Annotated in this window: 22 protein-coding genes; 11 read left to right on the top strand and 11 right to left on the bottom strand. The window is 67.2% G+C overall.

Translation table 11 applies throughout. The features are described 5' to 3' along the window. Positions 1 to 5 precede the first annotated feature (5 nt). The 5 genes from ccoS (at position 6) to NL2_RS04525 (ending at position 5,353) form a co-directional block, all read left to right on the top strand. Complete coding sequence (gene ccoS / locus NL2_RS04505) at positions 6 to 155, top strand: cbb3-type cytochrome oxidase assembly protein CcoS (RefSeq protein ID WP_068072165.1); 150 nt, start codon at positions 6 to 8, stop codon at positions 153 to 155. Beyond that, the gene (locus tag NL2_RS04510; protein ID WP_068072168.1) at positions 152 to 418 is read left to right on the top strand and encodes a hypothetical protein; all 267 of its coding nucleotides are present in this window, start codon (positions 152 to 154) and stop codon (positions 416 to 418) included. The genes ccoS and NL2_RS04510 overlap by 4 nt, the downstream gene beginning before the upstream one ends. Further along, a complete protein-coding gene (locus tag NL2_RS04515) occupies positions 408 to 1,769 on the top strand; it encodes a radical SAM protein (protein ID WP_068072173.1) in 1,362 nt (453 codons plus the stop codon). The genes NL2_RS04510 and NL2_RS04515 overlap by 11 nt, the downstream gene beginning before the upstream one ends. Positions 1,770 to 1,934: 165 nt before the next feature. Beyond that, complete coding sequence (gene eda / locus NL2_RS04520; protein ID WP_068072175.1) at positions 1,935 to 2,549, top strand: bifunctional 4-hydroxy-2-oxoglutarate aldolase/2-dehydro-3-deoxy-phosphogluconate aldolase; 615 nt, start codon at positions 1,935 to 1,937, stop codon at positions 2,547 to 2,549. Further along, positions 2,546 to 5,353, top strand: coding sequence for a phosphoenolpyruvate carboxylase (locus tag NL2_RS04525; RefSeq protein ID WP_068072178.1), 2,808 nt, complete (start codon positions 2,546 to 2,548; stop codon positions 5,351 to 5,353). Before eda ends, NL2_RS04525 begins: the two co-directional genes overlap by 4 nt. 86 nt (positions 5,354 to 5,439) lie before the next feature. Here the strand turns inward: NL2_RS04525 and NL2_RS04530 are convergent, their stop codons facing one another. After that, positions 5,440 to 5,811 (bottom strand): MAPEG family protein, encoded by a 372-nt coding sequence (locus NL2_RS04530; protein WP_068072180.1) that lies wholly within the window; start codon positions 5,809 to 5,811, stop codon positions 5,440 to 5,442. Positions 5,812 to 5,891: 80 nt separating this feature from the next. Here NL2_RS04530 and NL2_RS04535 point away from each other — a divergent pair, with 80 nt between their 5' ends. Further along, positions 5,892 to 6,269, top strand: a complete 378-nt coding sequence (locus tag NL2_RS04535) for a winged helix-turn-helix transcriptional regulator (RefSeq protein WP_068072184.1) — start codon at positions 5,892 to 5,894, stop codon at positions 6,267 to 6,269. A 48-nt stretch (positions 6,270 to 6,317) separates the two neighbouring features. Here NL2_RS04535 and NL2_RS04540 read toward each other — a convergent pair whose 3' ends face one another. The 10 genes from NL2_RS04540 to pdeM form a co-directional block, all read right to left on the bottom strand. Then, the gene (locus tag NL2_RS04540) at positions 6,318 to 7,370 is read right to left on the bottom strand and encodes a potassium channel family protein (RefSeq protein ID WP_245647568.1); all 1,053 of its coding nucleotides are present in this window, start codon (positions 7,368 to 7,370) and stop codon (positions 6,318 to 6,320) included. A 115-nt stretch (positions 7,371 to 7,485) separates the two neighbouring features. Next, positions 7,486 to 8,796 carry a cystathionine gamma-synthase family protein gene (locus tag NL2_RS04545; RefSeq protein ID WP_068072191.1) on the bottom strand — a complete coding sequence of 437 codons (1,311 nt, stop codon included), beginning with the start codon at positions 8,794 to 8,796 and terminating at the stop codon, positions 7,486 to 7,488. 69 nt (positions 8,797 to 8,865) lie between these two features. Further along, positions 8,866 to 10,161 (bottom strand): HupE/UreJ family protein, encoded by a 1,296-nt coding sequence (locus tag NL2_RS04550; RefSeq protein WP_068072194.1) that lies wholly within the window; start codon positions 10,159 to 10,161, stop codon positions 8,866 to 8,868. Positions 10,162 to 10,262: 101 nt separating this feature from the next. Beyond that, entirely contained in the window at positions 10,263 to 11,015 is a 753-nt protein-coding gene (locus tag NL2_RS04555) for a DUF4331 family protein (protein ID WP_068072197.1), read from the bottom strand. Then, a complete protein-coding gene (locus tag NL2_RS04560; protein ID WP_068072199.1) occupies positions 11,015 to 11,677 on the bottom strand; it encodes a hypothetical protein in 663 nt (220 codons plus the stop codon). Before NL2_RS04560 ends, NL2_RS04555 begins: the two co-directional genes overlap by 1 nt. Positions 11,678 to 11,862: 185 nt before the next feature. After that, entirely contained in the window at positions 11,863 to 13,230 is a 1,368-nt protein-coding gene (locus NL2_RS04565) for a tetratricopeptide repeat protein (RefSeq protein ID WP_157083026.1), read from the bottom strand. Positions 13,231 to 13,261: 31 nt separating this feature from the next. Beyond that, positions 13,262 to 14,017, bottom strand: coding sequence for a DUF4331 family protein (locus NL2_RS04570; protein WP_245647569.1), 756 nt, complete (start codon positions 14,015 to 14,017; stop codon positions 13,262 to 13,264). Next, complete coding sequence (locus NL2_RS04575) at positions 14,017 to 14,697, bottom strand: hypothetical protein (protein ID WP_157083027.1); 681 nt, start codon at positions 14,695 to 14,697, stop codon at positions 14,017 to 14,019. Before NL2_RS04575 ends, NL2_RS04570 begins: the two co-directional genes overlap by 1 nt. A 255-nt stretch (positions 14,698 to 14,952) precedes the next feature. Continuing rightward, positions 14,953 to 15,474 (bottom strand): translation initiation factor IF-3, encoded by a 522-nt coding sequence (gene infC, locus NL2_RS04580; protein WP_068072209.1) that lies wholly within the window; start codon positions 15,472 to 15,474, stop codon positions 14,953 to 14,955. A 135-nt stretch (positions 15,475 to 15,609) separates the two neighbouring features. Further along, positions 15,610 to 16,371 carry a ligase-associated DNA damage response endonuclease PdeM gene (gene pdeM, locus NL2_RS04585; protein WP_068072212.1) on the bottom strand — a complete coding sequence of 254 codons (762 nt, stop codon included), beginning with the start codon at positions 16,369 to 16,371 and terminating at the stop codon, positions 15,610 to 15,612. 46 nt (positions 16,372 to 16,417) lie between these two features. Here pdeM and hemF point away from each other — a divergent pair, with 46 nt between their 5' ends. The 5 genes from hemF (at position 16,418) to NL2_RS04600 (ending at position 20,947) form a co-directional block, all read left to right on the top strand. Next, complete coding sequence (gene hemF / locus NL2_RS04590) at positions 16,418 to 17,293, top strand: oxygen-dependent coproporphyrinogen oxidase (protein ID WP_068072215.1); 876 nt, start codon at positions 16,418 to 16,420, stop codon at positions 17,291 to 17,293. Positions 17,294 to 17,329: 36 nt separating this feature from the next. Continuing rightward, positions 17,330 to 17,701: a hypothetical protein gene (locus NL2_RS21020; protein WP_157083028.1), complete on the top strand. Its 372-nt coding sequence runs from the start codon at positions 17,330 to 17,332 to the stop codon at positions 17,699 to 17,701. Positions 17,702 to 17,953: 252 nt separating this feature from the next. Next, complete coding sequence (locus NL2_RS21370; RefSeq protein ID WP_169799463.1) at positions 17,954 to 18,115, top strand: hypothetical protein; 162 nt, start codon at positions 17,954 to 17,956, stop codon at positions 18,113 to 18,115. Positions 18,116 to 18,119: 4 nt separating this feature from the next. Beyond that, positions 18,120 to 18,764, top strand: a complete 645-nt coding sequence (locus tag NL2_RS04595; protein WP_068072218.1) for a GNAT family N-acetyltransferase — start codon at positions 18,120 to 18,122, stop codon at positions 18,762 to 18,764. An 89-nt stretch (positions 18,765 to 18,853) separates the two neighbouring features. Further along, positions 18,854 to 20,947 carry a RelA/SpoT family protein gene (locus NL2_RS04600; RefSeq protein WP_068072221.1) on the top strand — a complete coding sequence of 698 codons (2,094 nt, stop codon included), beginning with the start codon at positions 18,854 to 18,856 and terminating at the stop codon, positions 20,945 to 20,947. Positions 20,948 to 20,957: the final 10 nt, after the last annotated feature.

A 20,957-nucleotide genomic window follows, 5' to 3' on the forward strand; every position in this document is an offset into this window, starting at 1 on the left:
CGACCATGACCGGCATCGCCATCCTCATCCCGATCGCGCTGGGCATGGGTTTGCTCGGCCTCGCCGCGTTCTTCTGGGCGCTGCGGCGCGGGCAGTTCAGCGACCTCGACGGCGCGGCGGCGCGCATCCTGATCGATGAGGACGACCTGCCGTGAAACGCAAGCTGCTCGGCGGGCTGGGCGCGCTCGCGCTGGTGCAGATCGCCGCGCCGACCCCGGCCAGCGGCGCGCAAGTGCTGCTGGTGCCGCTGTGCGATCATGCCGGTGGCCGCGTGGTCACGTTGCGGCTGCCCGTGCTGCCCTTGCGCCAGCCCGCGCGCGACGACGGCACCTGCTGCGCCAAGATTTGTCATATCGCAATGCGCAAGCGCTCGGGCGACCTAGGCTGCTGCACCAAGGAGGACGACGATGTCGCCTGAGGTGTCACCTGATCGGGCAGCGGAGCCGGAGACGTTCGCGGGCTGGGCCTATTACCCGGATCTGCTCGAACGCGCGGTGCCGCGCTACACCAGCTATCCCACTGCCGCCGAATTTCGCGACGACGATTTCGCACCCGCGCAGCTGGCGGGGCTGCGCGCGTTGCGCGGCCCGGTCTCGCTGTATCTGCACATTCCGTATTGCGACAGGATCTGCTGGTACTGCGGCTGCAACACCGGTGCCGCCAACCGCACGCAGCGGCTCGCCCATTACCTCGAGGCGCTGCACCGCGAGATCGAACTGGTCGCGGGTGAGCTCGATTCGTCGGTGCGCGTGTCGCGCATCGCGTTCGGCGGCGGCAGTCCCAACGCGATCGCGCCGACCGATTTCGTGCGGCTGATCGACCGGCTGGTGCTCAACTTGCGGCTGGACGCACCGGTGCTGTCGCTGGAGCTCGATCCGCGCAGCCTTGATGCCGACTGGTTCACCGCCATCCGCGGCATCGGCATAGAGATGGCGAGCCTGGGCGTGCAGACGCTCGATCCAGGCGTGCAGCAGGCTATCGGGCGCGTGCAGCCTGCCGCAACCATCGCCCGCGCGGTCGACGGCCTTCGTCGCGCGGGCGTCCGTTCGTTGAACTTCGACCTGATGTACGGGCTGCCCGGGCAGGACGACGCGGTGCTGGCCGACACCATCGACCGCAGCATCGCCATGGCGCCCGATCGCGTCGCGCTGTTCGGTTATGCCCATGTCCCGCACCTGATCGCGCGGCAGGCGCGGATCGATGCGCGCAACCTGCCCGACCAGCGGGCGCGCTTCCGCATGGCGGCGCAAGGCCACGCGCACCTGACCTCGGCAGGCTATCGCGCGATCGGCTTCGATCATTTCGCGCTGCCCGACGACGGGCTGGCCCGCGCCTGCGCGGCGGGCACGATGCGGCGCAACTTCCAGGGGTTTACCGACGATCCCGCGCCGGTGCTGATCGGGCTGGGTGCTTCGGCGATCAGCGCGTTCCCCGGCCTGTTCGTGCAGAACGACAAGAACGCCGGCCCCTATCGCACGGCGACCGCGGCGGGGCGGCTGTCGGGAACGCGCGGGATCGAACGCAGCGCCGACGATCGCGCGCGCGGCGCGGTGATCGAGGCGCTGTTGTGCCGGGGCGATGCGACGGTCGAGGCCGCGCTGCTCGACACGGTCGCCGGCCGGCTCGCGCCGTTCATTGCGCACGATCTGGTGCGACTCGATGCGAACCGCGTTATCCTCCAGCGCGGATCGCAGGCTTATGCCCGCTCGATCGCAGCGGTGTTCGACAGCTACCGCAGCGAGGTCCGCAGCTTCAGTTCGGCGGTCTGAACAACGCCAAGCCTCTGAAAACCAACGGTCCGGACGCCGCCGTACGCCGCGCGACGCGCATAGCTATGCGGCAGGTGCGCACGGGTTCTTAGCAGGTGCACAATCGGACGAATCGCGATAGGCTGCGCGCTCCCCCTCCGCCCCGAGCGCCAAGGAGCCCCCGCGATGAAGCTTGTCGAGACCATCATGCGGACGGCTCCGGTGATCCCGGTGCTGGTGATAGAAGATGTGGCCCACGCCATTCCGGTGGCGCGCGCGCTGGTGGCAGGCGGCTTGCGCGTGCTGGAGGTGACGCTGCGCACCGCCGCCGCGCTCGACGTGATCCGGGCGATGAAGACGGTGGACGGCGCGATTGTCGGCGCGGGGACGGTCAACAACCCCGATGACCTGTCGCGCGCGATCGACGCGGGCTCGGAATTCATCGTCTCGCCGGGGCTGACCAAGCCGCTGGGCAAGGCGGCGGTCGCCAGCGGCATTCCGTTCCTGCCGGGCACTGCGACGGCGGGCGACATCATGCGCGGCATGGATCTGGGGCTCACCCACTTCAAGTTCTTCCCCGCCTCGACCTCGGGCGGATTGCCCGCGCTGAAGGCGCTCGCCGGGCCGTTCCACCAGTGCCTGTTCTGTCCCACCGGCGGGATCACGGTGGCCACCGCACCCGAATGGCTGGCGTTCGACAAAGTGCTGTGCGTCGGCGGCAGCTGGGTCGTACCCAAGGGCGTGCCCGACGAGGCGGCGATCGAGGCCGCTGCCCGCGCCGCCGTGGCACTCCGCTCATGAGCGGCCCGATGCGCACCGTCGACGAACTGCGCAACCGGTTGCAGGACCTGCACGCTCGGACTGCCGAAACCCCGCTGTTCAACCCGGTGTTCCAGCTCAGCCACGACCTGTCGCGTCAACTCGAAGGCGGGCCGGGTGCGGACGGCCCGTTCGGGCTCGATGCCATGGAGGCCATCGTCGCCGATCTGGAGTGCGAGGCGCTGCGCAGCCGCGCCCGGCGCCTGCGCCGGCTGGTCGCGCCGACCGATGCGGGTGAAAACATCGCGCGGATCGAAGGGCTGCTGAACGAGGAGGACGGGTTCGACGCGTTCCGCGCGCGCTGGGAACGCCCGCTGATGCACGCGGTGTTCACCGCGCACCCCACGTTCCTGCTCAGCCCCGCGCAGTCCGACGCGGTCGCCGCCGCCGTGACCGCGGGCGACGCCGCCGAAGTCGCGGTGTGCGATGCCAGCGCTGAAGGGCCCAAGATCACGCTCGAGTTCGAGCATGCCGAAGTCTCCGCCGCGATCGCCCGCGCCGCCGCCGCGCGCGACGCGATCAACACCGCGCTGCTGACGCACGCGCGCACGCGCTGGCCCAAGCGCTGGCACGATTTCCGTCCGCTGCCGTTCCGCTTCGCCACCTGGGTCGGCTATGACATGGACGGCCGCACCGATATCGGCTGGACCACCAGCCTGTCGTTCCGCCTGCGCGAAAAGGCGCAACGGCTGGATAGCTATGCCGCCACGCTGCGCTCCATCGACGCCGGTCATCCGCTCGTCGCCACGCTGGAGGCGGCGCAGGCGCACAGCGCGACCATGGCCGGGCTGTTCGCGGTTCCGCTCGACGATCCTGCGGCGATGTCGGTTGCGGCCAACCAGCTGACGCAGGACGATCCGGCCAAGCTGCTCAGCCTGACCCCGCTGATCGAACGGCTGGAAGCCGACGCGGTCGGCGCGGGCGAAACGGGCATTGCGCTGGCCGGGCTGGCCGCCGCGATGCGCGCCGACGGACTGGGGCTGGGCTGGATCCACTTCCGCGTCAATTCCTCGCAGTTGCACAATGCGCTGCGCCGCCGGATCGACCCCGAGGGCACGCTCGACCTTGGCAGCAAGGGGGCGCTGTCGAAACTGCGCGAGCTGCTGGCCAACGTGACGCCGCTGCGCATCAACTTCGCCACGCTGGCGATCGAGACGTCCACCGCGCTGCGCCAGTTCCTGGCGATGGCGCAGATCCTCCACCACATCGATGCCGATGCGCCGATCCGCATGCTGATCGCCGAATGCGAGCAGCCGCAGACCGTGCTCGCCGCGCTGTATTTCGCGCGGCTGTTCGGGATCGAGGACAAAGTCGACGTCTCGCCGCTGTTCGAGACCGAGACCGCGCTGGAACACGGCGGCCGCTTCCTCGAGGCGCTGCTGAGCGAGCAGGCCTACCGCGATTACGCGCGGGTGCGCGGGCGTGTGGCGATCCAGACGGGCTTTTCCGACGCCGGGCGGTTCATCGGGCAATTGCCCGCAGCGCTGGCGATCGAGCGGCTGCAAGGCCGGCTGGCCGAGGCGATGAAGGCCAACGGGCTGACCGACGTCGCCGCGCTGGTGTTCAACACCCACGGCGAATCGATGGGTCGCGGGGCGCATCCTGCCGGATTTTCCGACCGGCTGTCGTGGCCGCTGAGCCGCTGGGCGCGCGGGCGGTTCACCAAGGCGGGCATCCCGCTGGAACCGGAGGCGAGCTTCCAGGGCGGCGACGGCTACCTGTTCTTCCGCAGCCCCGACCTCGCGCTCGCCACGCTGGCGCGCATCGTCGAGGCCGAACAGGCGCTGGCGGTCGAGACGGGCCAGGACCCGTTCTACGACCGCACCGACCTAAGCCTCGATTTCTACCGCTCGATCCGCCGGGTGCAGCGCGATTTCCTCGAGAGCGCGACCTATTCGCGCGCGGTCACCGCGTTCGGGCTGGGCTTGCTGAAAGTCACCGGCAGCCGCGTGTCGCGCCGCCAGTCGGACCTTGGCGGCGACCGCACGATGAGCTTGCGCCAGATCCGCGCGATCCCGCACAACGCCATCCTCCAGCAGCTGGGCTATCCGGTCAACATCATCGCCGGCGCGGGCACGGCGGCGGGCGAGGAGGCGGAAGCGATCGCCGAACTGCTCGGCCGCTCGGGGCGCGGCCGCCAGCTGGTGCGCCTGCTTCGCGCCGCCAACGGGCTGGCGTCGATCAAGACCGTGGCCGCGCATGGCGAGCTGTTCAACTCCGCCTACTGGGCCAGCCGCCCCTATCGCGGCACCGAGACGCAGCTGGAATCCGCCTGCCTCGCGCTGGCCGAATACCTCACCAAGGATGATCGCGCGGGCGTTTTCCGGCGGCTGGTGTCGCGGCTGCGGGTGGACTGGATGAAGCTGCACCGCCTGCTGGCGCTGGTCCCGGCCGAACCCGACGAGGGCTATCGCACCGCCGATGACGAACGCCGCACGATCGCGCTGCTGCAGGCGCTGCGGTTGTGCCTGTTGATGCACATGTTCCTGCGCTCGGTACAGGTGCCGCCGTTCTCGCGCAGCAACGACGTCAGCCGCGACGACGTGCTGGAAATGGTGCTGTCGCTACGCGTCGACGATGCGCTGGCGCAACTGCGCCGCGCCTATCCGGTGGTCGAGCCCGAGGTGACCGACTTCAGCGTGGACGAGCCGAGCGACTATCCCGACCATGGCGCGGAAGACTACGGCGCGATCCGCGCGCGGTTCATCGATCCGATCGAACGCGCGCAGGCGCTGAACTTGCGCATCGCGGTGGCCATCGCCAACCACTTCGGCGCGCACGGGTAGCGGGCAACGCCGGGGTTACCCAACCCGCGTTACGGTTCTTCCCGTCCGTCCCGCGCCCCTCGTCTGCCGACCGGGCAAACGGGCGATCAGGCCGAAAGCGCTGCGACGGCGCCGGTCAGCAACGCTCCGTACGTGGCCATTATGCCGATGGCCCGCAGCGGCGTTGAGCCCGACAGCATTCCTGTGGCATGCGCTGCGCGCCCCACCACCAACAGCCCCGCCAATGTCCAGAGCGCGGCTGGCGAGGCTCCGCGAAATTCGGCGAGAGCACACAGGATCAGCGCCAGCGGAACGTATTCCACAAAGTTGCCCTGGGCACGGATGCGGCGCAGCAGGCCCGGATCGTCGCCCGTGCCGATATCGGTTCCCGCTTTCATCCGCTTCAGGCTTACCGAAAAGCTGAGGCCGACGAGGGCCACCGCAGCAAGCGCGGCCAGCAAGGTCGTAATCGGCAGCATCGCAATGTTCCCCTTCCGAATCGTTGCCTGATCATCGATTTTGTTCTTGCATTTTGCAAGTTAGAATCCATCGAGGAGATATGAAGCACTTTCGCTCCGGCTGCCCGATTGCTTCGGCGCTCGATCTTGTCGGCGACAAATGGACGCTGGTGATCTTGCGCTCGATGATGATGGGCGCGACGAGTTATTCCGATCTCGCGCGTCAGCCGGAAAGGATCGCGACCAACATTCTGTCCGATCGTCTGTCGCGGATGGAAGCCTGTGACCTGATCGTCGCCGACCGCGTGCGGCAGGGCTCGATCCGGGGGGCCTACCGCCTGACGCCGAAGGGTGCGGACTTGTTGCCGGTCGTCCAGGAACTCGCGCGTTGGGGAGAGAAGCACCTCGCGGATCGCTGGCAACCACCCGAGCGGTTCTATGCGATAGTTGCTTCGGACCTTGCGACCGATCGGTCCTGAACCGCCGGAAAGCCGGTCAACCCGGCCACGACATGCAGCGGATGCGCGTTACGCCCGCCCCATGCGCATCGGCCGGGCGGGTTCGGAGAACAGCGCGCCGGCGGCCAGGCGGCTGCCACGCACCACCAGCAGCACGGTGTCATTGGGTTCGATGCGCACATCCTCGCCGGGGTGGGCGATCGACTGGCCGTTGGCGCGGTCGATCTGGACGATGAAGAATCCGCCGTTCGAGCGGCGCTCGGCGTCGCCGACGCTTTCGCCGGTCAGCGCGCCATCGGGCCTGGCCTCGACCACTTCGAGATCGAGCCCGAAATCGTGCAGGCTGCGCTTCATCTCCGACATCTGCGCGGAATCGGTCATGACGTTGCTGGTCGCGGGGTAGAGGATCAGCTCGACGATGCGTTCGGCGCCGATGTGCGTGGGCAGCACCACTTCGGTCGCGCCGGCGTGGAACAGCTTGCTCTCGGTGGTCGGCGCCTCGCCGCGCGCGATGATCTCGATCGACGGGTTGAGGTTGCGGGCGGACAGCGTGATGAACACGTTGGCGGCATCGTCGGGCAGCACCGTCGCCAGCACGCTGGCGCGCATCACGCCCGCCAGCTTCAGCACGTCCTCGTCCGTCGCCTCACCGACCAGGCACAGGAAGCCGTGCGCGCGCGCTTCCGCCGCCTTTTCGGCGCTGCGTTCGAGCACCAGGAACCCGCGCCGCGCCTCGTGCAGCGCCTTGGCCAGCTGCACGCCGATGCGGCCATAGCCGCACACGATCACGTGATCCTCAAGCTTTTCGATGTCGTTCATCATGCGGTCGGTCCCCAGCAGCCTGCGGAATTGAAAAAGCGTGAACACCTGCACCAGCGCACCGGTGAGGATGATCATGCCGGTGCAGCCCAGCACGATCGTCACGGCGGTCAGCAGCCGCAGGTAATCGGTGTTGAGCGGCCGGACTTCGCCATAGCCGACCGAAAAGATCGTAAGCAGCACCATGTAGGCGGCATCGCCCGGCGGCCAGCCCGCCGCGATGTAGCCCACCGTGGCGGCCAGGAACACCACCAGCACATAGACCAGCGTTCCGGCCAGCAGTCGCTGCGGCGAACCCAGCACGGTGTTCGCCTCGTTCGCGAACGTCGATCCGTTCTTGCCCAACCCGTAAGACCCCCGGAAATCCGCCGCCCGGATGGTGGACCGGCGCGCCGTGCTTGTCCAGCGGGTGAGGGCGTCAGACCATCGAGAGCGCCTGCTCGAAGTCCGCGATCAGGTCGTCGGGATCCTCGATGCCGATCGAGATGCGCACCAGGTTGTCGGTGATGCCCAGCATCGCCTTGCGCGCATCGGGCACCGACAGATGCGTCATCGCCGCCGGGTGGCTGGCGAGCGTCTCTGTCCCGCCCAGGCTCACCGCCAGCTTGGCGATGCGCAGCGCGTCGAGGAACGCGAAGCTTTCCGCCTCGCCGCCCTTGATGAACAGCGAAAACGTGCTGCCCGCGCCGGTGCAATGGCGCGCGAAGATGTCCTGCTGGCGCGCGTCGGAGTTAAGGCCGAGGTAGCCCAGCCCCGCAACCTTGGGATGGTCCTTCAGCATCGCGCAGACTTTCTCGGCATTCTCGCCCGCGCGGGTCATGCGCAGTTCCAGCGTTTCCAGGCTGCGCAACAGCATCCACGCGGTGTTGGGATCGCAGATCGTGCCCATCGTGTTGCGCAACGATCGCACGGGGTCCATCCAGCGCTGCCCGCCCGACAGGCCGCCCGCGACAAGATCGGAGTGTCCGCCCGCGTACTTGGTCAGCGAATAGACCACGATGTCCGCGCCATGATCGAGCGGGCGCTGCCACAGCGGTCCCAGGAAGGTATTGTCGATCGCGATCGGGGTGGCGGCGGCGCCATCCTCACCCAGCACCGCGTCGCGCGCGGCGGCGACCGCTTCGATGTCGACCAGCGCGTTGGTCGGGTTGGCGGGGCTTTCGAGGTAGATCATCGCGATCTTGCCACCCTGTTGGGCGGCGAGGTCCTGCGCCTGCTCGATCACCGCGTCGAGTTCATCGCGCGTGGCGCCGGCGGGAAAGTCGACATAGCCGATGCCGAACCGCGACAGGATCTTGGCGATGTAGCTTTCGGTCGCGGCATACAGCGGGCCCGAATGGACGATCACGTCGCCTTGCGAACAGTACGCCAGCAGCAGCGTGGCGATGGCCGACATGCCGCTGGAGAACACCAGCGAATCCTCCGCCCCGTCCCACACCGAGAGCCGGTCCTCGAGGATTTCCTGGTTGGGTCCGTTGAAGCGCGAATAGACCAGGCCCGCCGCGTCGCCGGGGCGCTTGCCGGTAAGCTGCTCGAAGTGGCGCTTGCCGTCGGCGGCGCTGGGGAACGCGAACGTCGAGGTCAGGAAGATCGGCGGCTTGAGCGCGCCTTCGGACAATGTGGGATCATAGCCGTGGCCCATCATCAGCGTCGATGGCTTCAGCGGGCGGCCGCCGAGCGTTTCGATCTTCGCCTTGGGCAGGCGGCGGGACGTGGGCAGGTCGGTCATGGCAGGGGTATCCGCAACAGGGGAGGGCGGCACGCAAGGCATGCCGTAATGGTTGCAATTGTAACCTGTCTAGACCGGCCTGGCCAGCCCCCTCGCAGGCAGGCGCAACACGGCGGAGCGCAGCAGCACCAAAGCCGAGGCGGCAACGACTGCGGCAAAGCACCACGGGATCGCCACCTCGAACGCGGCGGACAGCGGGGTGGTGGTGCCGCTGACGCGTTCGACCAGCCACACTGCCGCAGCGATCCCGATCAGCGTCGCCAGCGTCACCCGCACCGGGGTGTAGTGGCTGGAATTGGCGGCAAACAGCAGCGCGGGCAGCGCACACAGCACCACCAGCAGCTGCACCGCCTCGATCCCCAGATTGAAGCCGAGGATGGCGATGGCGCGGGTGCTCGCATCAAGTCCGAAGTTGGAAATCACCGTGGCGAAAGCCAGCCCGTGCACCAGCCCGAACAGCAGCGCGACCAGCGGCTCGCGCCCCGGAAAGATTGGCTTGCCCGCGTGGACCGCCGAGATCAGCACCGACAGCGCGATCCCCGCTTCGACCGGCGGCGCGGGCAGGTGCGCGCTGAACAGGGCGGCCGCGATCAGCGTCAGGCTGTGCCCGCAAGTGAATGCGGTGACGATCAGCGCCAGCCGCCGCAGCGTGTCGCGCGACGGGCGCGGGCCACCCCAGCGGCCGCTCCACCGGCCCGGCCCGGCGTATCCCGCCGCCAGCAGCGGCGCGGGCAGCAGCAGCGCCAGCAGGAACAGCAAGTGGTCATGCCCGCCCGCGATGTGCTGCGCGCCCAGCCGCAACGCGTTGACCAGCAGGCGCAGGCTGCTCGGCGTGCCGCGATCGACGCTGAGCAGCGGCCGCGCGGCGGTGAGCGCACCGACCAGTTCGCGGCCGCCGGTGGTGTGCCCGGCCAGATCCTCGCCGATCACCAGCAGCGCGAAATGCGTTGGCACTTCGCGGGTCAATGCGTGCCATTCGAAAGTGAAGCGGCGGTCGGTGGCGCCCGGCGGGGGGGTGATGTGCGCGGTGGCGTGCAGATCGGGCGGGCCGATGATCTCGGCAAATTCGATCTTGTCGATGGTCAGCGCCCAGTGCCGCCCGTCGGGCGCGATCACCGCGACGTTGCGTTCGAGATAGCGCTGCGCTTGCGCAAGGCTGGCGGGCGAATTGTCGGTCGGCAGCGCGGTGGCATAGCCGAACTCGCTTTGCGGCACGACGATGTCGGCGGCGACCGAGCCGGGGCTGAAATCGAGCCGGATTTCCGAATTGGGCGTGAGGTGCGCCGCCGCCGGCCCGCACAGCGTCACGCCCAGCAACAGCGCGGCGATGGCGGCGAGCAGGCGAATACCGGTCGATCGATGCAAGCGCCGGGCTCCTGCGAAAAGGACATCCGGTGCCGGACCGGTTGCCATGGAAGGCAACCGGTCCGGCACCGGCGGACGAAACGGTCCTGGTTCGGTCCTTGCTAGTTCGGCTTGGCGCAGGGTTTCAAGCCCAGTCCGGTCAGGTCATCGCCCAGCTCGTTGGTCAGCGTGGTCAAAGTGGCCTTGAGCTCGGGGACGAAGGTGCCCGCGGCATCATCGGACGGGTTGGCGTCGTTGTAGGCGGTCTTCATGGCGCTGCCGATCAGCGCCGTGGCGACTGCGGGCATCCCCATCCGATCCACCCGCACGTAGGCCGATGGCGCATCGGTGCGGAAGTTGAACCCCGTGCCGGTGCCACTGGCCAGTTGCGGCGTGCCCTGCGGCGGCGCCAGGAACGGGAACGTAGCCGAGGGTGCCTTGTCGCTCGCCGGTGGATTGAGCGGCAGGGTGGCGAACGTCGCCGGGCTCTGTCCCGCCGCGTTGACGTCGAGCAGCAGCACGGCGAGCGTTACGTCCACCACCGGATCGGCCAGCTGACGCCCGTTGGGAAAGCCCGACGGCTGGGTGAAGTCGAGCTTCAGCACATCGGGCACCACCAGCGAGGCCGGCGTTGCGCCGCCGGTGCCGGGGATGACCTGGCTGAGGCAGGCGCTCACATCGTAGCTTGCGCCGGTGGCGGTCGGCGTCGGTGTGGGGGTTGGCGTGGGGGTCGGTGTCGGGCTGGGCATGACGACGACGCCGCTCATGTTGTAGTCCCCGCCGCACGCGCCGAGCGCGAAAGGCAGGGCCAGCGGCGCGAGCAGCAAGGCGGCGCGGCGAAGCGCGGCGCGGGCGGTTGCGTTACGGTGTTCCATCACAGCTGCCCTCCGAAGCGAGCGGTGGTAAACCACGCGCTGATGTTGCTGGTGGTGAAGTTGGCGCGCGGGATCGACAGCACGATGGCGGTGTCGTTCTTGCCGTCGAAGAAGTTGCGCGTCTTGTTGAACATCAGCGTGCCGGTCGATTTGGTGTCCTTGAACCCCTGGAGGTCGAAGAAGAACGGATCGTCGAACAGCCCGGCGCGCAGGCTGACCCCGCTTTTGGTCAGCGTGGATTCGACCGGTCCTTCCAGCGTGCCGGTCACGCCGGGAATGCCGCTGGCCTGGATGCCGAAATCGTTGGCGCCCGCACCTTTGCCGAAGCGGAAGGTGATCGGGATGTCGGCAGTGGTTCCCGCCTTCTGGGTCGAGAGGTTGAGCGTATAGAGCACATCGCGATCGTAGAACGCGGGCTGCGTCGGCGAACTCGGCCCGGCGAAGGTGATCACGAAGTTGACGTTGGTGGCGTCATACCAGGTGAACACGTCGGCAATGTCGGCGGGTGTATCGGGCGTGGAATCGACTGCCGGATCGGTGCGGGCCGGCGGATCGAGGTGGTCGGCGGTGCGGGCGGCTTGGCCCGTCACCAGAAGCAAAGCAGCGACGGCGGCGATGCCACCCCCTCCGGCTTTGATGAAGCGACTGGTCGGTCTTTGCATGACAATCCCCTTGCTAGACGTGGGAGATACGGCGAGCGACCTCGACCGGATGCAAATTTATTTATCTGCCGTTAATCTTCTCATGTTTCCAAGCGCGCAGCCGAATATTGGTTCCTGACAATCGTAAGATTATCTCGACTGTGCAAGCAGGCATCGATTTGGCAATCGAATGCATCTATGTTCGATCAGTCGTGGCCAAACCACACATACAGCGCGGCGGGGTCGGCGATGTGCGGGTTGAGCCGCAGCGCCTGCTTGCGCGCCACCGCGGCATCGTCGGTGCGGCCCAGCGCCTCGAGCGTTTCGGCTTCCTGCAGCGCCATGAGCCCGGTGCGCCAGCCTTGCGCCTTGGCCCGCTCGATCCAGCGCAGCGCTTCGGCGGGGTTGCCGGTGAGCAGCAGCGCGCGGACATACAGCCCGATGGTCTGGCCATAGGGACGGCGCGCCACATCGTCGCGGGCCCAGCCGAGTGCGCGTTGCGGATCGCCGACCGCCAGTTCGTGTTCCACCGCGTGCGCGGCGGCGGCTTCGGGCAGCAGTTTCATCCGCGCGTCCCAGATCGCTCCGGCGCGGCTCGCCCATGCGCGGCTTTCGGCAGCGCGGCCCTGCAGGCGCAGCAGGTGCGCCAGCGCGTCCATCACTTCGGGCGCCTGCGTGCGGGTGGCGATCTGGGTGTACAGCTTTGCGGCGGCGTCGGTCTTGCCCTCCACCGCCAGCTGCTGTGCCAGATAGGCCTGGCTCAGCCAGCGACCGGGAAACACGCGGTCGGCCTCGCGCACCCACAGGCCCGCGGTTTGCCAGTCGCCCTGCGAATAGGCGATGCCGGCGCGCTGCAACGCCACTTCGGTCAGCAGGCCGGGCGACTGGCGCTTGGCCGCAAGCAGCGGATCGACCAGCTTGCGCGCGGTCTCGCGGTCGCCGGTGCGCTGGGCCAGCATCGCGCGCCGCAGCACGATGCCGGGGCTGTCGGTCAGCTTGGCGGCGGCGGTGTAGTGATCGGCGGCGTTCTGCAATTGCCCGCGCTGCATCGCGATATCGCCGCGCAGCGCGGTCGCTTCGGCGATCTCGTCGTCGCCCGACGCCTGCTTCTGCGCATCGAACCGGGCCAGCGCGGTTTCGCCCGCAGGCAGGCGATGGATCAGCAGCGACACCGCCGCGCGCGACAGCGAAGGGCCCGCCGGAGACGGCGCGGCGGCCATCGCGGTATCAAGTACCTTGTCCGATTCGGCCATGTCCTCGTAACTGCCGGTCAGCCGATACCGCGCGATCAGTGCGCGGCCCAGCGCCTCCAGCCGCAGCCATTCTCCGGGCCCGAGCAGAAGATGCTGGCGCGCGCCATCGACCCGCACGTTGACCGCCGCGAGCGCCACGCTGTAGCTGCCCGGACCATAGCCCGGATGGATCGTCACCGGATCGGGATCGGCGGAACGCAAATGGTCGTGCCACCGTTGTTCCGCCAGCCCGCCCACCGCCACCAGCAGCGCCGCTGCCGGGAGCAGCCACCACGCGGGCAACCGCCGCGTGGTGGGAGGTGGTCCCGCCAGACTGGCCATCAGGACGTCCCCCGCGTGGCCAGCCCGTTCATCACGATGTCTTCGCGCAGATTTTCAGGCCGAGCCCGGTCAGGTCGTCGCCGATTTCATCGAACAGCTTGGTCAGCTCGGATGCTTCTTCGGGGACGAACTTCTGGGTGGCGTCGACGGTCGGGTTGGCATCGTTGTACGCCGCCTTCATCGACGAACTGATCAGCGCGGTGGCGACCGCCGGGTTGCCCATGCGATCGACGTTGACGTAGGCGCTGTCCGCATCGGAGCGGAAGTCGAAGTTGCTGCCCACGCCGCTGGCCACCGCCGGCGTGCCCTGCGGCGGCGCCAGGTACGGGAAGGTCAGGCTGAACGGCCGGTCGTTGCCGGGCGGATCGAGCGGGATGTTGGCCAGCGTCTTGGGGCTCTGCCCGCCGGCGTTGACGTCAAGGAACAGCACCGCCAACGTGACATCGACCACCGGATCGGTCAGCGTGCGGCCGTTGGGGAAACCGGACGCCTTGGTCAGGTCGAGCTTGAGCGTATCGGGGATGATCACCGACAGCGGCGTCTGGCCGCCGGTTCCCGGGATCACCTGATTGAAGCAGGGCAGCACATCGTATTTCACGGCAGTGCCAGTTGTGGACGGCGTGGGGGTGGGCGCCGAAGTGGATGGCGCAGGCGCAGGCACGACGACGATGCTGCCGGCACCCTGGTCTCCGCAGGCGGCGAGCATCATGGCCAGCGCCAGCGGCGTGGCGGCGAACATCGCGCGGCCCAGCGGGCGGCGCAAAGCGCTGAAACGGTTGGTGTTCATCACAGCTGCCCTCCGAAGCGAAGAGTCTGGCCCCAGATGCCCAGCGGCGTGGGGTTGGTGCCGAAGTTGGCCTCGGGAATTTCGAGCACGATCGCGGTGTCGTTCTGGCCGTCGAAGAAGTTGCGGTCGTTGCGGATGCGGATCGTCGAGAGCGACTTGGTCTCGCGGAAGCCGATCAGGTCGAAGAAGAACGGTTCGTCGAACAGGCCGACGCGGGCTTTGACCCCGTCCTTGACCAATGTCTGTTCCACCGGTCCCTCGATCGTGCCGTTGACACCGGGAATACCTTCGAAACGCACCCCCCAGTCGTTCGCGCCCGATCCCTTGCCGAACCGCGCCTTGATCACGATGTCGGCGGTGTCAGCGGGCAAGGCGTTGGAAATGTTGATCTTGTAGAGCACGTTGCGGTCATAGAACATTGGTGCACCGACCGGTTGCGGCCCGGCGAAGGTCATCGCGATCTTGACCGTGCCGTTGCTGTGCCAGGCGAATACGTCGGCAATGTCGGCGGGCACATCAGGCGTGGTATCGACCGCCGCATCGGTGCGGCCGGGCGGGTCGAGGTGATCGGCGCCCAAGGCCAGGCTGCCGGGAACAAGCAGCAGCGCGGTCAGGCCGATGACACCGGCCTTGCCCGTGGGGACGATCCCTTTTGGTATGAACTTCGTGATCCTGCGCACGGCAAGCCTCCGGTCTGTGAAAAACATCAACGACGACCGTTTATTGCCCGATTCTGACGGATCCACTGTGCGGGAAGGCACATGGCGGACGATGGAACGTCGCGAATCCGTCGGTGGACTTGACGCAAGCCTACCAGATAGAACCGGCGGGCAAAGCGGAATGTTAACTATCAGCAATGATTTTGCGACACCGCACAAGGCGAAGCCGGCGGGTGTGCCGCAGGCCAGCCTTGTGCAAGTATCGATAGCAGCGTGTTATTTTGGCGCCAGCACCATCAGCATCTGGCGGCCTTCCATGCGCGGGAAGGCTTCGACCTTGGCCACTTCGGCCACATCTTCCTGCACGCGCTTGAGCAGGTTCATGCCCAGCTGCTGGTGCGACAGTTCGCGCCCGCGAAACCGCAGCGTGATCTTGACCTTGTCGCCATCGTCGATGAAGCGGAGCACGTTGCGCATCTTCACATCGTAATCGTGGTCATCGATGTTGGGACGCATCTTGATCTCCTTGATCTCCTGCGTCTTCTGCGACTTGCGCGCGGCGTTGGCCTTTTTCTGCGCTTCGTAGCGGAACTTGCCGACATCGAGGAACTTGCACACCGGCGGATCGGCGTTGGGCGAAACCTCAACCAGGTCGAGCCCTACTTCGGCTGCCTGTGCAATCGCTTCGCGGGTGTACATGACACCGATGTTTTCGCCGTTCTCATCGATCACGCGGACCTTGTCGGACGTGATCATGGTATTGAAGCGTGGCCCGCTCTTGACGGGGGGCGTCATCATACGCCGGGGTGGGGGGGCTATAAGTCTTTCTCCGTAACGATTTCGGGACTGGCGGGAATCTCTTGACTGGGCGCGCTCATATCACAAAGCGGCCACAGATAAAGCGCTAAGCGGGCCGGGGCGTTTGCGGGCGCGTCAGGCGGCCGCTCGCCACAGCGGGAACTGCGCCAGACGTCCGGCGGCGGGAACAAAGGCGTCGATCGCACGCGCGGGCTGCAGGGCCGAAAGGATCGCCGGATCGCCGGCGTCCATCCCCCCGGTCAGCGCACCGAACGCGGGCAGGATCATCCGCCCGCCCCGGTGGTCCGCACGGTCGTTGCCGGCAAGGTCGGTGGATGGCGTGGCGACCACCAGACATGGCCGCGCAATCCGCCGCCCGCGCACGTCCACGCGCAGCCGGGGGTGGTAGTGGCCCGAGAGTTCGGGCGCGGTCTCGCCCGCTTTCGCGCGGTGACGCAGGATCACGCCCGCGACGGCCAGCTCATCGGCGAGCGTGCCGCCGGCGAGATTGTCGGCCGCGCCGTACGCCTCACCACCCAGGCCAGCGTCGTGGTTGCCGGTGATCCACACCCAGTCGGTTGCGCGGGTCAGCGCCGACAGCATCCCCGCCGCATGCGGTTCGAGCCGTTCGGGCCCGGCGCTGTCATGGAAATTGTCGCCCAGGCAGAACACCCGCCGCGCACCGGTGGCGCGGATCGCCAGCGCCACGCGCTCCAGCGTCTCGCGGCTGTCGTAGGGCGGCAGCATCTGGCCATGGCGGGCAAAGAAGCTCGCCTTTTCGAGGTGCAGGTCCGCCACCAGCAGCGCCCGCTCGCGCGGCCAGTACAGCGCGCGCCCGGGCGACAGCAGCCATTCCTGCCCGGCAAAGTCGAACGGTGCGAACGAAAGGGGAACCATGCAGCGCTCTTGCCGCAGCGCCCGTCCTTTGGCAAGCGCTGGGGCGATGACCGACTGGACCGACCCCGCCACCCCCAGGACCGAGCGCGCGCGCAGCTGGTTCGAAGCCTTGCGCACCCGCATCTGCTCTGCGTTCGAGGCGATCGAGCGCGAGGCGGGCAGCGATGCCGCGTTCGAATACACCGCGTGGGACCGCGAGGCCGATGGTGCTGCCGTGACCGATGGCGGAGGCGGCGTGCGCGCGGTGATGAAGGGCAAAGTGTTCGAGAAAGTCGGCGTCAATGTCTCGACCGTGGGCGGCGCGTTCGCCCCCGAATTCGCGGGCACGATCCACGGCGCGGCGGCGGACAATCCCGGCTTCACCGCCACCGGCATCAGCCTGGTCGCGCACATGGCCAACCCGCACGTGCCCGCCGTCCACATGAACACGCGGTTTTTGACGACGAGCAAGGCGTGGTTCGGCGGCGGCGGCGATCTCAACCCGCCAATCCCTTACACGGACGACACCGCAGAGTTCCACGCCGCGTTCAAGGGGGCGTGCGATGCGCACGGGGCCGATTACTACGACCGGTTCAAGGCGTGGGCAGACGACTATTTCTACATTCCCCACCGCAAGGTCCATCGCGGCGTTGGCGGTATCTTCTACGACCACCTCGAATGCGCCGATGACGCGGGCTTCGACGCCAACTTCGCCTTCACCCGCGACGTGGGCGAGGCATTCCTCTACGTGTACCCCCGGCTGGTGCGGCGGCGCATGGGGATGGAGTTCACGCCGGAGGACAAGCTCACCCAGCTGCAATGGCGCGGGCGCTATGCCGAGTTCAACCTGGTCTATGACCGGGGGACATTGTTCGGGCTGAAGACCGGCGGCAACATCGACGCGATCCTGATGAGTTTGCCGCCCGAGGCGGTTTGGAGTTGATGGGATATTAACCGAAGTGTCTTAAGCGCTGAATTCATGACCAAATCGCCAGCGCCAAAACGACATGTGAATCCGTTCAGTTGGGTGATTTGTGCCGGATTGGTCGTCACTGCGGTGGCCTCGGCAAACCACAAGTTAAAGCCATTCCCGCATATCTTGGCTGCAAAGTATGCTGCGCCCGCGAATTGTCAGGATAAGGCCTATCAGAATGGCGAAGCCATTTCCAAAGGCTGCAAGAGCGATGAATATCGGTTCGAACATCCGGGCGATTATGGATTCAACACATTTCGCGAAGGCTCACGCCCTTATTACAGGGTGGGAAACGACCTCGTCTTGATCGCGTGCTATTGGCGTAGTTGCGAGGCGCGAAATGTCATTCGTAATGTCTATTTTCAGCGGGCTGGGTGATCCAGTCTCGCCAATATCGATCCGCGCTGAAATCCCAAATCCCTATCGTTTAATCTCCGTCGCCCCAGCGCAGGCTGGGGCCCATCCACGCTGTCCTAGTTGATACCCAGTCCGCGTTCAGCGGCGAGCCCGGATAGGCTCCAGCTTGCGCTGGAGCGACGGATTTATGTTCGTCGCATCGCTGTTGTCCCGCGCCGCAATCGGCTAAACGCCAAGCAAGCTGCGCCGGAACTGCGCGCACAAGGAACCCCGATGGCCGATCTCTACCTCAAGGCGCTCGAATCCGAACGCAAGGCGTTGTGGGCCACGTGCCGCCTCAAGGGCCTGCCGCGTGACACGCCCGAGCGGCTGCGCATCGTCGAGATCGATGGCCTGCTCGCCGAGCACAAGGCCAAGAAAACGGCGGCGAAATAGGCCGATGGACGTGACCGGACCTCCGCTGGCGCATGGGTTCCACGCGGTCGATCCGGCCGATCTGGCGTGCATCGTGACGGCGCTGGAGATGACCGTGCCGCCGGCGGGACTGCGGCGGTTGTCGCCGGAAACCGACGTGCCGCTGCAGATGGCGCGGTGGCGGGCGCCGGATGTGGCGAAGTACCGCGCGTTGTTCGTGGCCATCGGCGCGCCGTGGCTGTGGTCCTCGCGGTTGCGGGTGGACGATGTCGCGCTCGGCGCCATCCTCAACGATCCGGCGGTCGAAGTCTTCGTCGTGACCGATGCGGCGCGGATGGAGGTCGGGATGCTCGAACTCGATTTCCGCACCCCGGGCGAATGCCTGATCGCGTTCTTCGGGCTGACCCGCGCGGCGTCCGGGCGCGGGCTGGGCCGCTGGCTGATGAAGCGTGCGCTGCAGCTGGCGTGGCGGCCGCAGCAGGGCGGGATGCCCGCCGTGGGCCGCGTATGGGTGCACACCTGCACGCTCGACGATCCGCGCGCGCTGGGGTTCTACATCCGGCAGGGCTTCACCGCCTTTGCCCGCTCGGTCGAAATCCTGCCCGATCCGCGCCATGCCGGGCTGCTGCCGCCGGATGCGGCCGCGCGCGAACCGCTCATCGAGATTTGAGGTCATTCTTCGGCTTCTGAGCCAAAAGCACGCATCCGAACGCATCGCCTCTTGCCCTTGCGCGTCAGGTCTGCCCATCTAGGCCCAAGATGCTGCGCCAGTACGAACTTGTCGAACGCGTGCTCGCCTACGATCCGGACGCGGACGAGGCGGTGCTGAACCGCGCCTATGTCTATACCGTCCAGCGCCACGGCACGCAGAAGCGCGCATCGGGCGATCCGTACTTCAGCCATCCGGTCGAAGTGGCGGGCCTGATGACCGAGCTGAAGCTCGACCAGGACACCGTCGTCACCGCGCTGCTCCACGATACGGTGGAGGACACGCTCGCCACGATCGAGGAGATCGAGCGATTGTTCGGCCCCGACGTGGCGCGGCTGGTCGATGGCGTGACCAAGCTGTCGAAGATCGAGACGCTGACCGAGAACGAGCGCGCGGCGGAAAACCTGCGCAAGTTCCTGCTGGCGATGAGCGAGGACTTGCGCGTGCTGCTGGTCAAACTGGCGGACCGGCTGCACAACATGCGCACGCTGCATTTCATCAAGAGCACCGACAAGCGCAAGCGCATCGCGCGCGAGACGATGGATATCTACGCCCCGCTGGCCGAGCGCGTGGGCATGTACGAATACATGCGCGAGATGCAGCTGCTCGCGTTCGAACAGCTCGAGCCCGAGGCGTATGCCACCATCACCGGGCGGCTCGCCGCGATCCGCAGCGACGAGGGCGGGCAGGTCGATGCCATCGCGCTGGAAGTGAAGAAGGCGCTGGCCGAGGCGGGGCTGAAAGTGGAAGTTTCGGGGCGTGAGAAGCACCCGTACTCGATCTGGAAGAAGATGGCCGAACGCCACGTCAGCTTCGAACAGATCACCGACATCATGGCCTTCCGCGTGCTGACCGACAGTGCGGCGGACTGCTACAAGGCGCTGGGCGTGCTGCACCAGACCTGGCAGATGATCCCCGGGCGGTTCAAGGACTACGTCTCCACGCCCAAGATGAACGGCTACCGCTCGCTCCACACTGCGCTGATCTATCGCAATTCGATGCGCGTCGAAGTGCAGATCAAGACGCACGAGATGCACCGCACCAACGAATACGGGCTCGCCGCGCACTGGGCCTACAAGCAGGGCGGGGTACAGCCCGACGGGCAAGTCGGCTGGGTGCGCGATCTGCTCGAAATCCTCGACGCCAGCCATGATGCCGAGGAACTGCTCGAACACACCAAGCTGGCGATCTATGCCGATCGCATCTTCGCGTTCACCCCCAAGGGCTCGCTGTTCCAGCTGCCCAAGGGGGCGACGCCGATCGACTTCGCGTTTGCCGTGCACACCGATCTCGGCGCGCAGGCAGTGGGGGCCAAGATCAACGGCCGCCATGTGCCGCTGCGTACGCAGCTGGGCAACGGCGACGTGGTGGAGATCATCCGCAGCCGCACGTCCGAACCGCAGCTGTCGTGGCTGGGCTTCGTCGTCACCGGCAAGGCGCGCGCCGCGATCCGCCGTTCGGTGCGGATGAAGGAACGCGCCGACATCGCCGCCATCGGTCAGCGATTGTACGAGGAGATCGTCGAGCGGCTGCCGGGCAAGATCGGCAAGAAAGCGCTGAAGGAAGCGCTGAAGCGCCTGAAGCTGACCGACGAGGAAGACCTGATGGTTGCGATCGGATCGGCCAAGATCGACGACCGGCAAGTGATGGAAGCGCTCGTCCCCGGCAGCGCCGAAGGGCTGCCCGACGAGGATCAATGGCCCAAGCAGCGCCGCGCGATCGCGGTGCGCGGGCTGACCCCGGGCATGGCGTTCCAGCTGGCGACATGCTGTCATCCGGTGCCGGGCGATCGTATCGTCGGCTTGCGCCAGGCGGGCAAGGGCGTGGAAGTCCATTCGATCGACTGCATGACGCTGGCCAGCGGCGTGGATGCCGACTGGATCGACCTGTCGTGGGACGCGCGCACCGACGGCGCGGTCGGCCACTTGCGCGCCGAACTTTACAACCGCCCGGGCACGCTGGCCGAAATGGCCGGCATCTTCGCGCTCAACCACGCCAACGTCGTCAACCTGGAAATGACCCAGCGCGACGACCCGTTCCACACCTATGAGGTCGACCTCGAAGTGCGCGACCTGGCCCACCTCACGCGCATCGTCAGCGCATTGCGGGGAAGCGACGCGGTGGCGCAGGCGGACCGGATTTAGGGCGTCATGG

Origin of the sequence: Novosphingobium lentum NBRC 107847 (assembly GCF_001590965.1) — a bacterium.
In the GTDB taxonomy this organism is placed as follows: domain Bacteria; phylum Pseudomonadota; class Alphaproteobacteria; order Sphingomonadales; family Sphingomonadaceae; genus Novosphingobium; species Novosphingobium lentum.

What these genes read in the sequence shown, in the direction of transcription:
- ccoS (WP_068072165.1), top strand. Translation starts at nt 6, where the DNA reads ATGACCGGCATCGCCATCCTCATCCCGATCGCGCTGGGCATGGGTTTG.
- NL2_RS21020 (WP_157083028.1), top strand. Translation starts at nt 17,330, where the DNA reads ATGACCAAATCGCCAGCGCCAAAACGACATGTGAATCCGTTCAGTTGG.
- NL2_RS04570 (WP_245647569.1), bottom strand. Translation starts at nt 14,017, where the DNA reads ATGAACACCAACCGTTTCAGCGCTTTGCGCCGCCCGCTGGGCCGCGCG.
- NL2_RS04555 (WP_068072197.1), bottom strand. Translation starts at nt 11,015, where the DNA reads ATGGAACACCGTAACGCAACCGCCCGCGCCGCGCTTCGCCGCGCCGCC.
- NL2_RS04545 (WP_068072191.1), bottom strand. Translation starts at nt 8,796, where the DNA reads ATGACCGACCTGCCCACGTCCCGCCGCCTGCCCAAGGCGAAGATCGAA.
- NL2_RS21370 (WP_169799463.1), top strand. Translation starts at nt 17,954, where the DNA reads ATGGCCGATCTCTACCTCAAGGCGCTCGAATCCGAACGCAAGGCGTTG.
- NL2_RS04565 (WP_157083026.1), bottom strand. Translation starts at nt 13,230, where the DNA reads ATGGCCAGTCTGGCGGGACCACCTCCCACCACGCGGCGGTTGCCCGCG.
- NL2_RS04600 (WP_068072221.1), top strand. Translation starts at nt 18,854, where the DNA reads ATGCTGCGCCAGTACGAACTTGTCGAACGCGTGCTCGCCTACGATCCG.
- pdeM (WP_068072212.1), bottom strand. Translation starts at nt 16,371, where the DNA reads ATGGTTCCCCTTTCGTTCGCACCGTTCGACTTTGCCGGGCAGGAATGG.
- NL2_RS04535 (WP_068072184.1), top strand. Translation starts at nt 5,892, where the DNA reads ATGAAGCACTTTCGCTCCGGCTGCCCGATTGCTTCGGCGCTCGATCTT.
- NL2_RS04525 (WP_068072178.1), top strand. Translation starts at nt 2,546, where the DNA reads ATGAGCGGCCCGATGCGCACCGTCGACGAACTGCGCAACCGGTTGCAG.
- hemF (WP_068072215.1), top strand. Translation starts at nt 16,418, where the DNA reads ATGACCGACTGGACCGACCCCGCCACCCCCAGGACCGAGCGCGCGCGC.
- NL2_RS04560 (WP_068072199.1), bottom strand. Translation starts at nt 11,677, where the DNA reads ATGCAAAGACCGACCAGTCGCTTCATCAAAGCCGGAGGGGGTGGCATC.
- eda (WP_068072175.1), top strand. Translation starts at nt 1,935, where the DNA reads ATGAAGCTTGTCGAGACCATCATGCGGACGGCTCCGGTGATCCCGGTG.
- infC (WP_068072209.1), bottom strand. Translation starts at nt 15,474, where the DNA reads ATGATGACGCCCCCCGTCAAGAGCGGGCCACGCTTCAATACCATGATC.
- NL2_RS04595 (WP_068072218.1), top strand. Translation starts at nt 18,120, where the DNA reads ATGGACGTGACCGGACCTCCGCTGGCGCATGGGTTCCACGCGGTCGAT.
- NL2_RS04515 (WP_068072173.1), top strand. Translation starts at nt 408, where the DNA reads ATGTCGCCTGAGGTGTCACCTGATCGGGCAGCGGAGCCGGAGACGTTC.
- NL2_RS04530 (WP_068072180.1), bottom strand. Translation starts at nt 5,811, where the DNA reads ATGCTGCCGATTACGACCTTGCTGGCCGCGCTTGCTGCGGTGGCCCTC.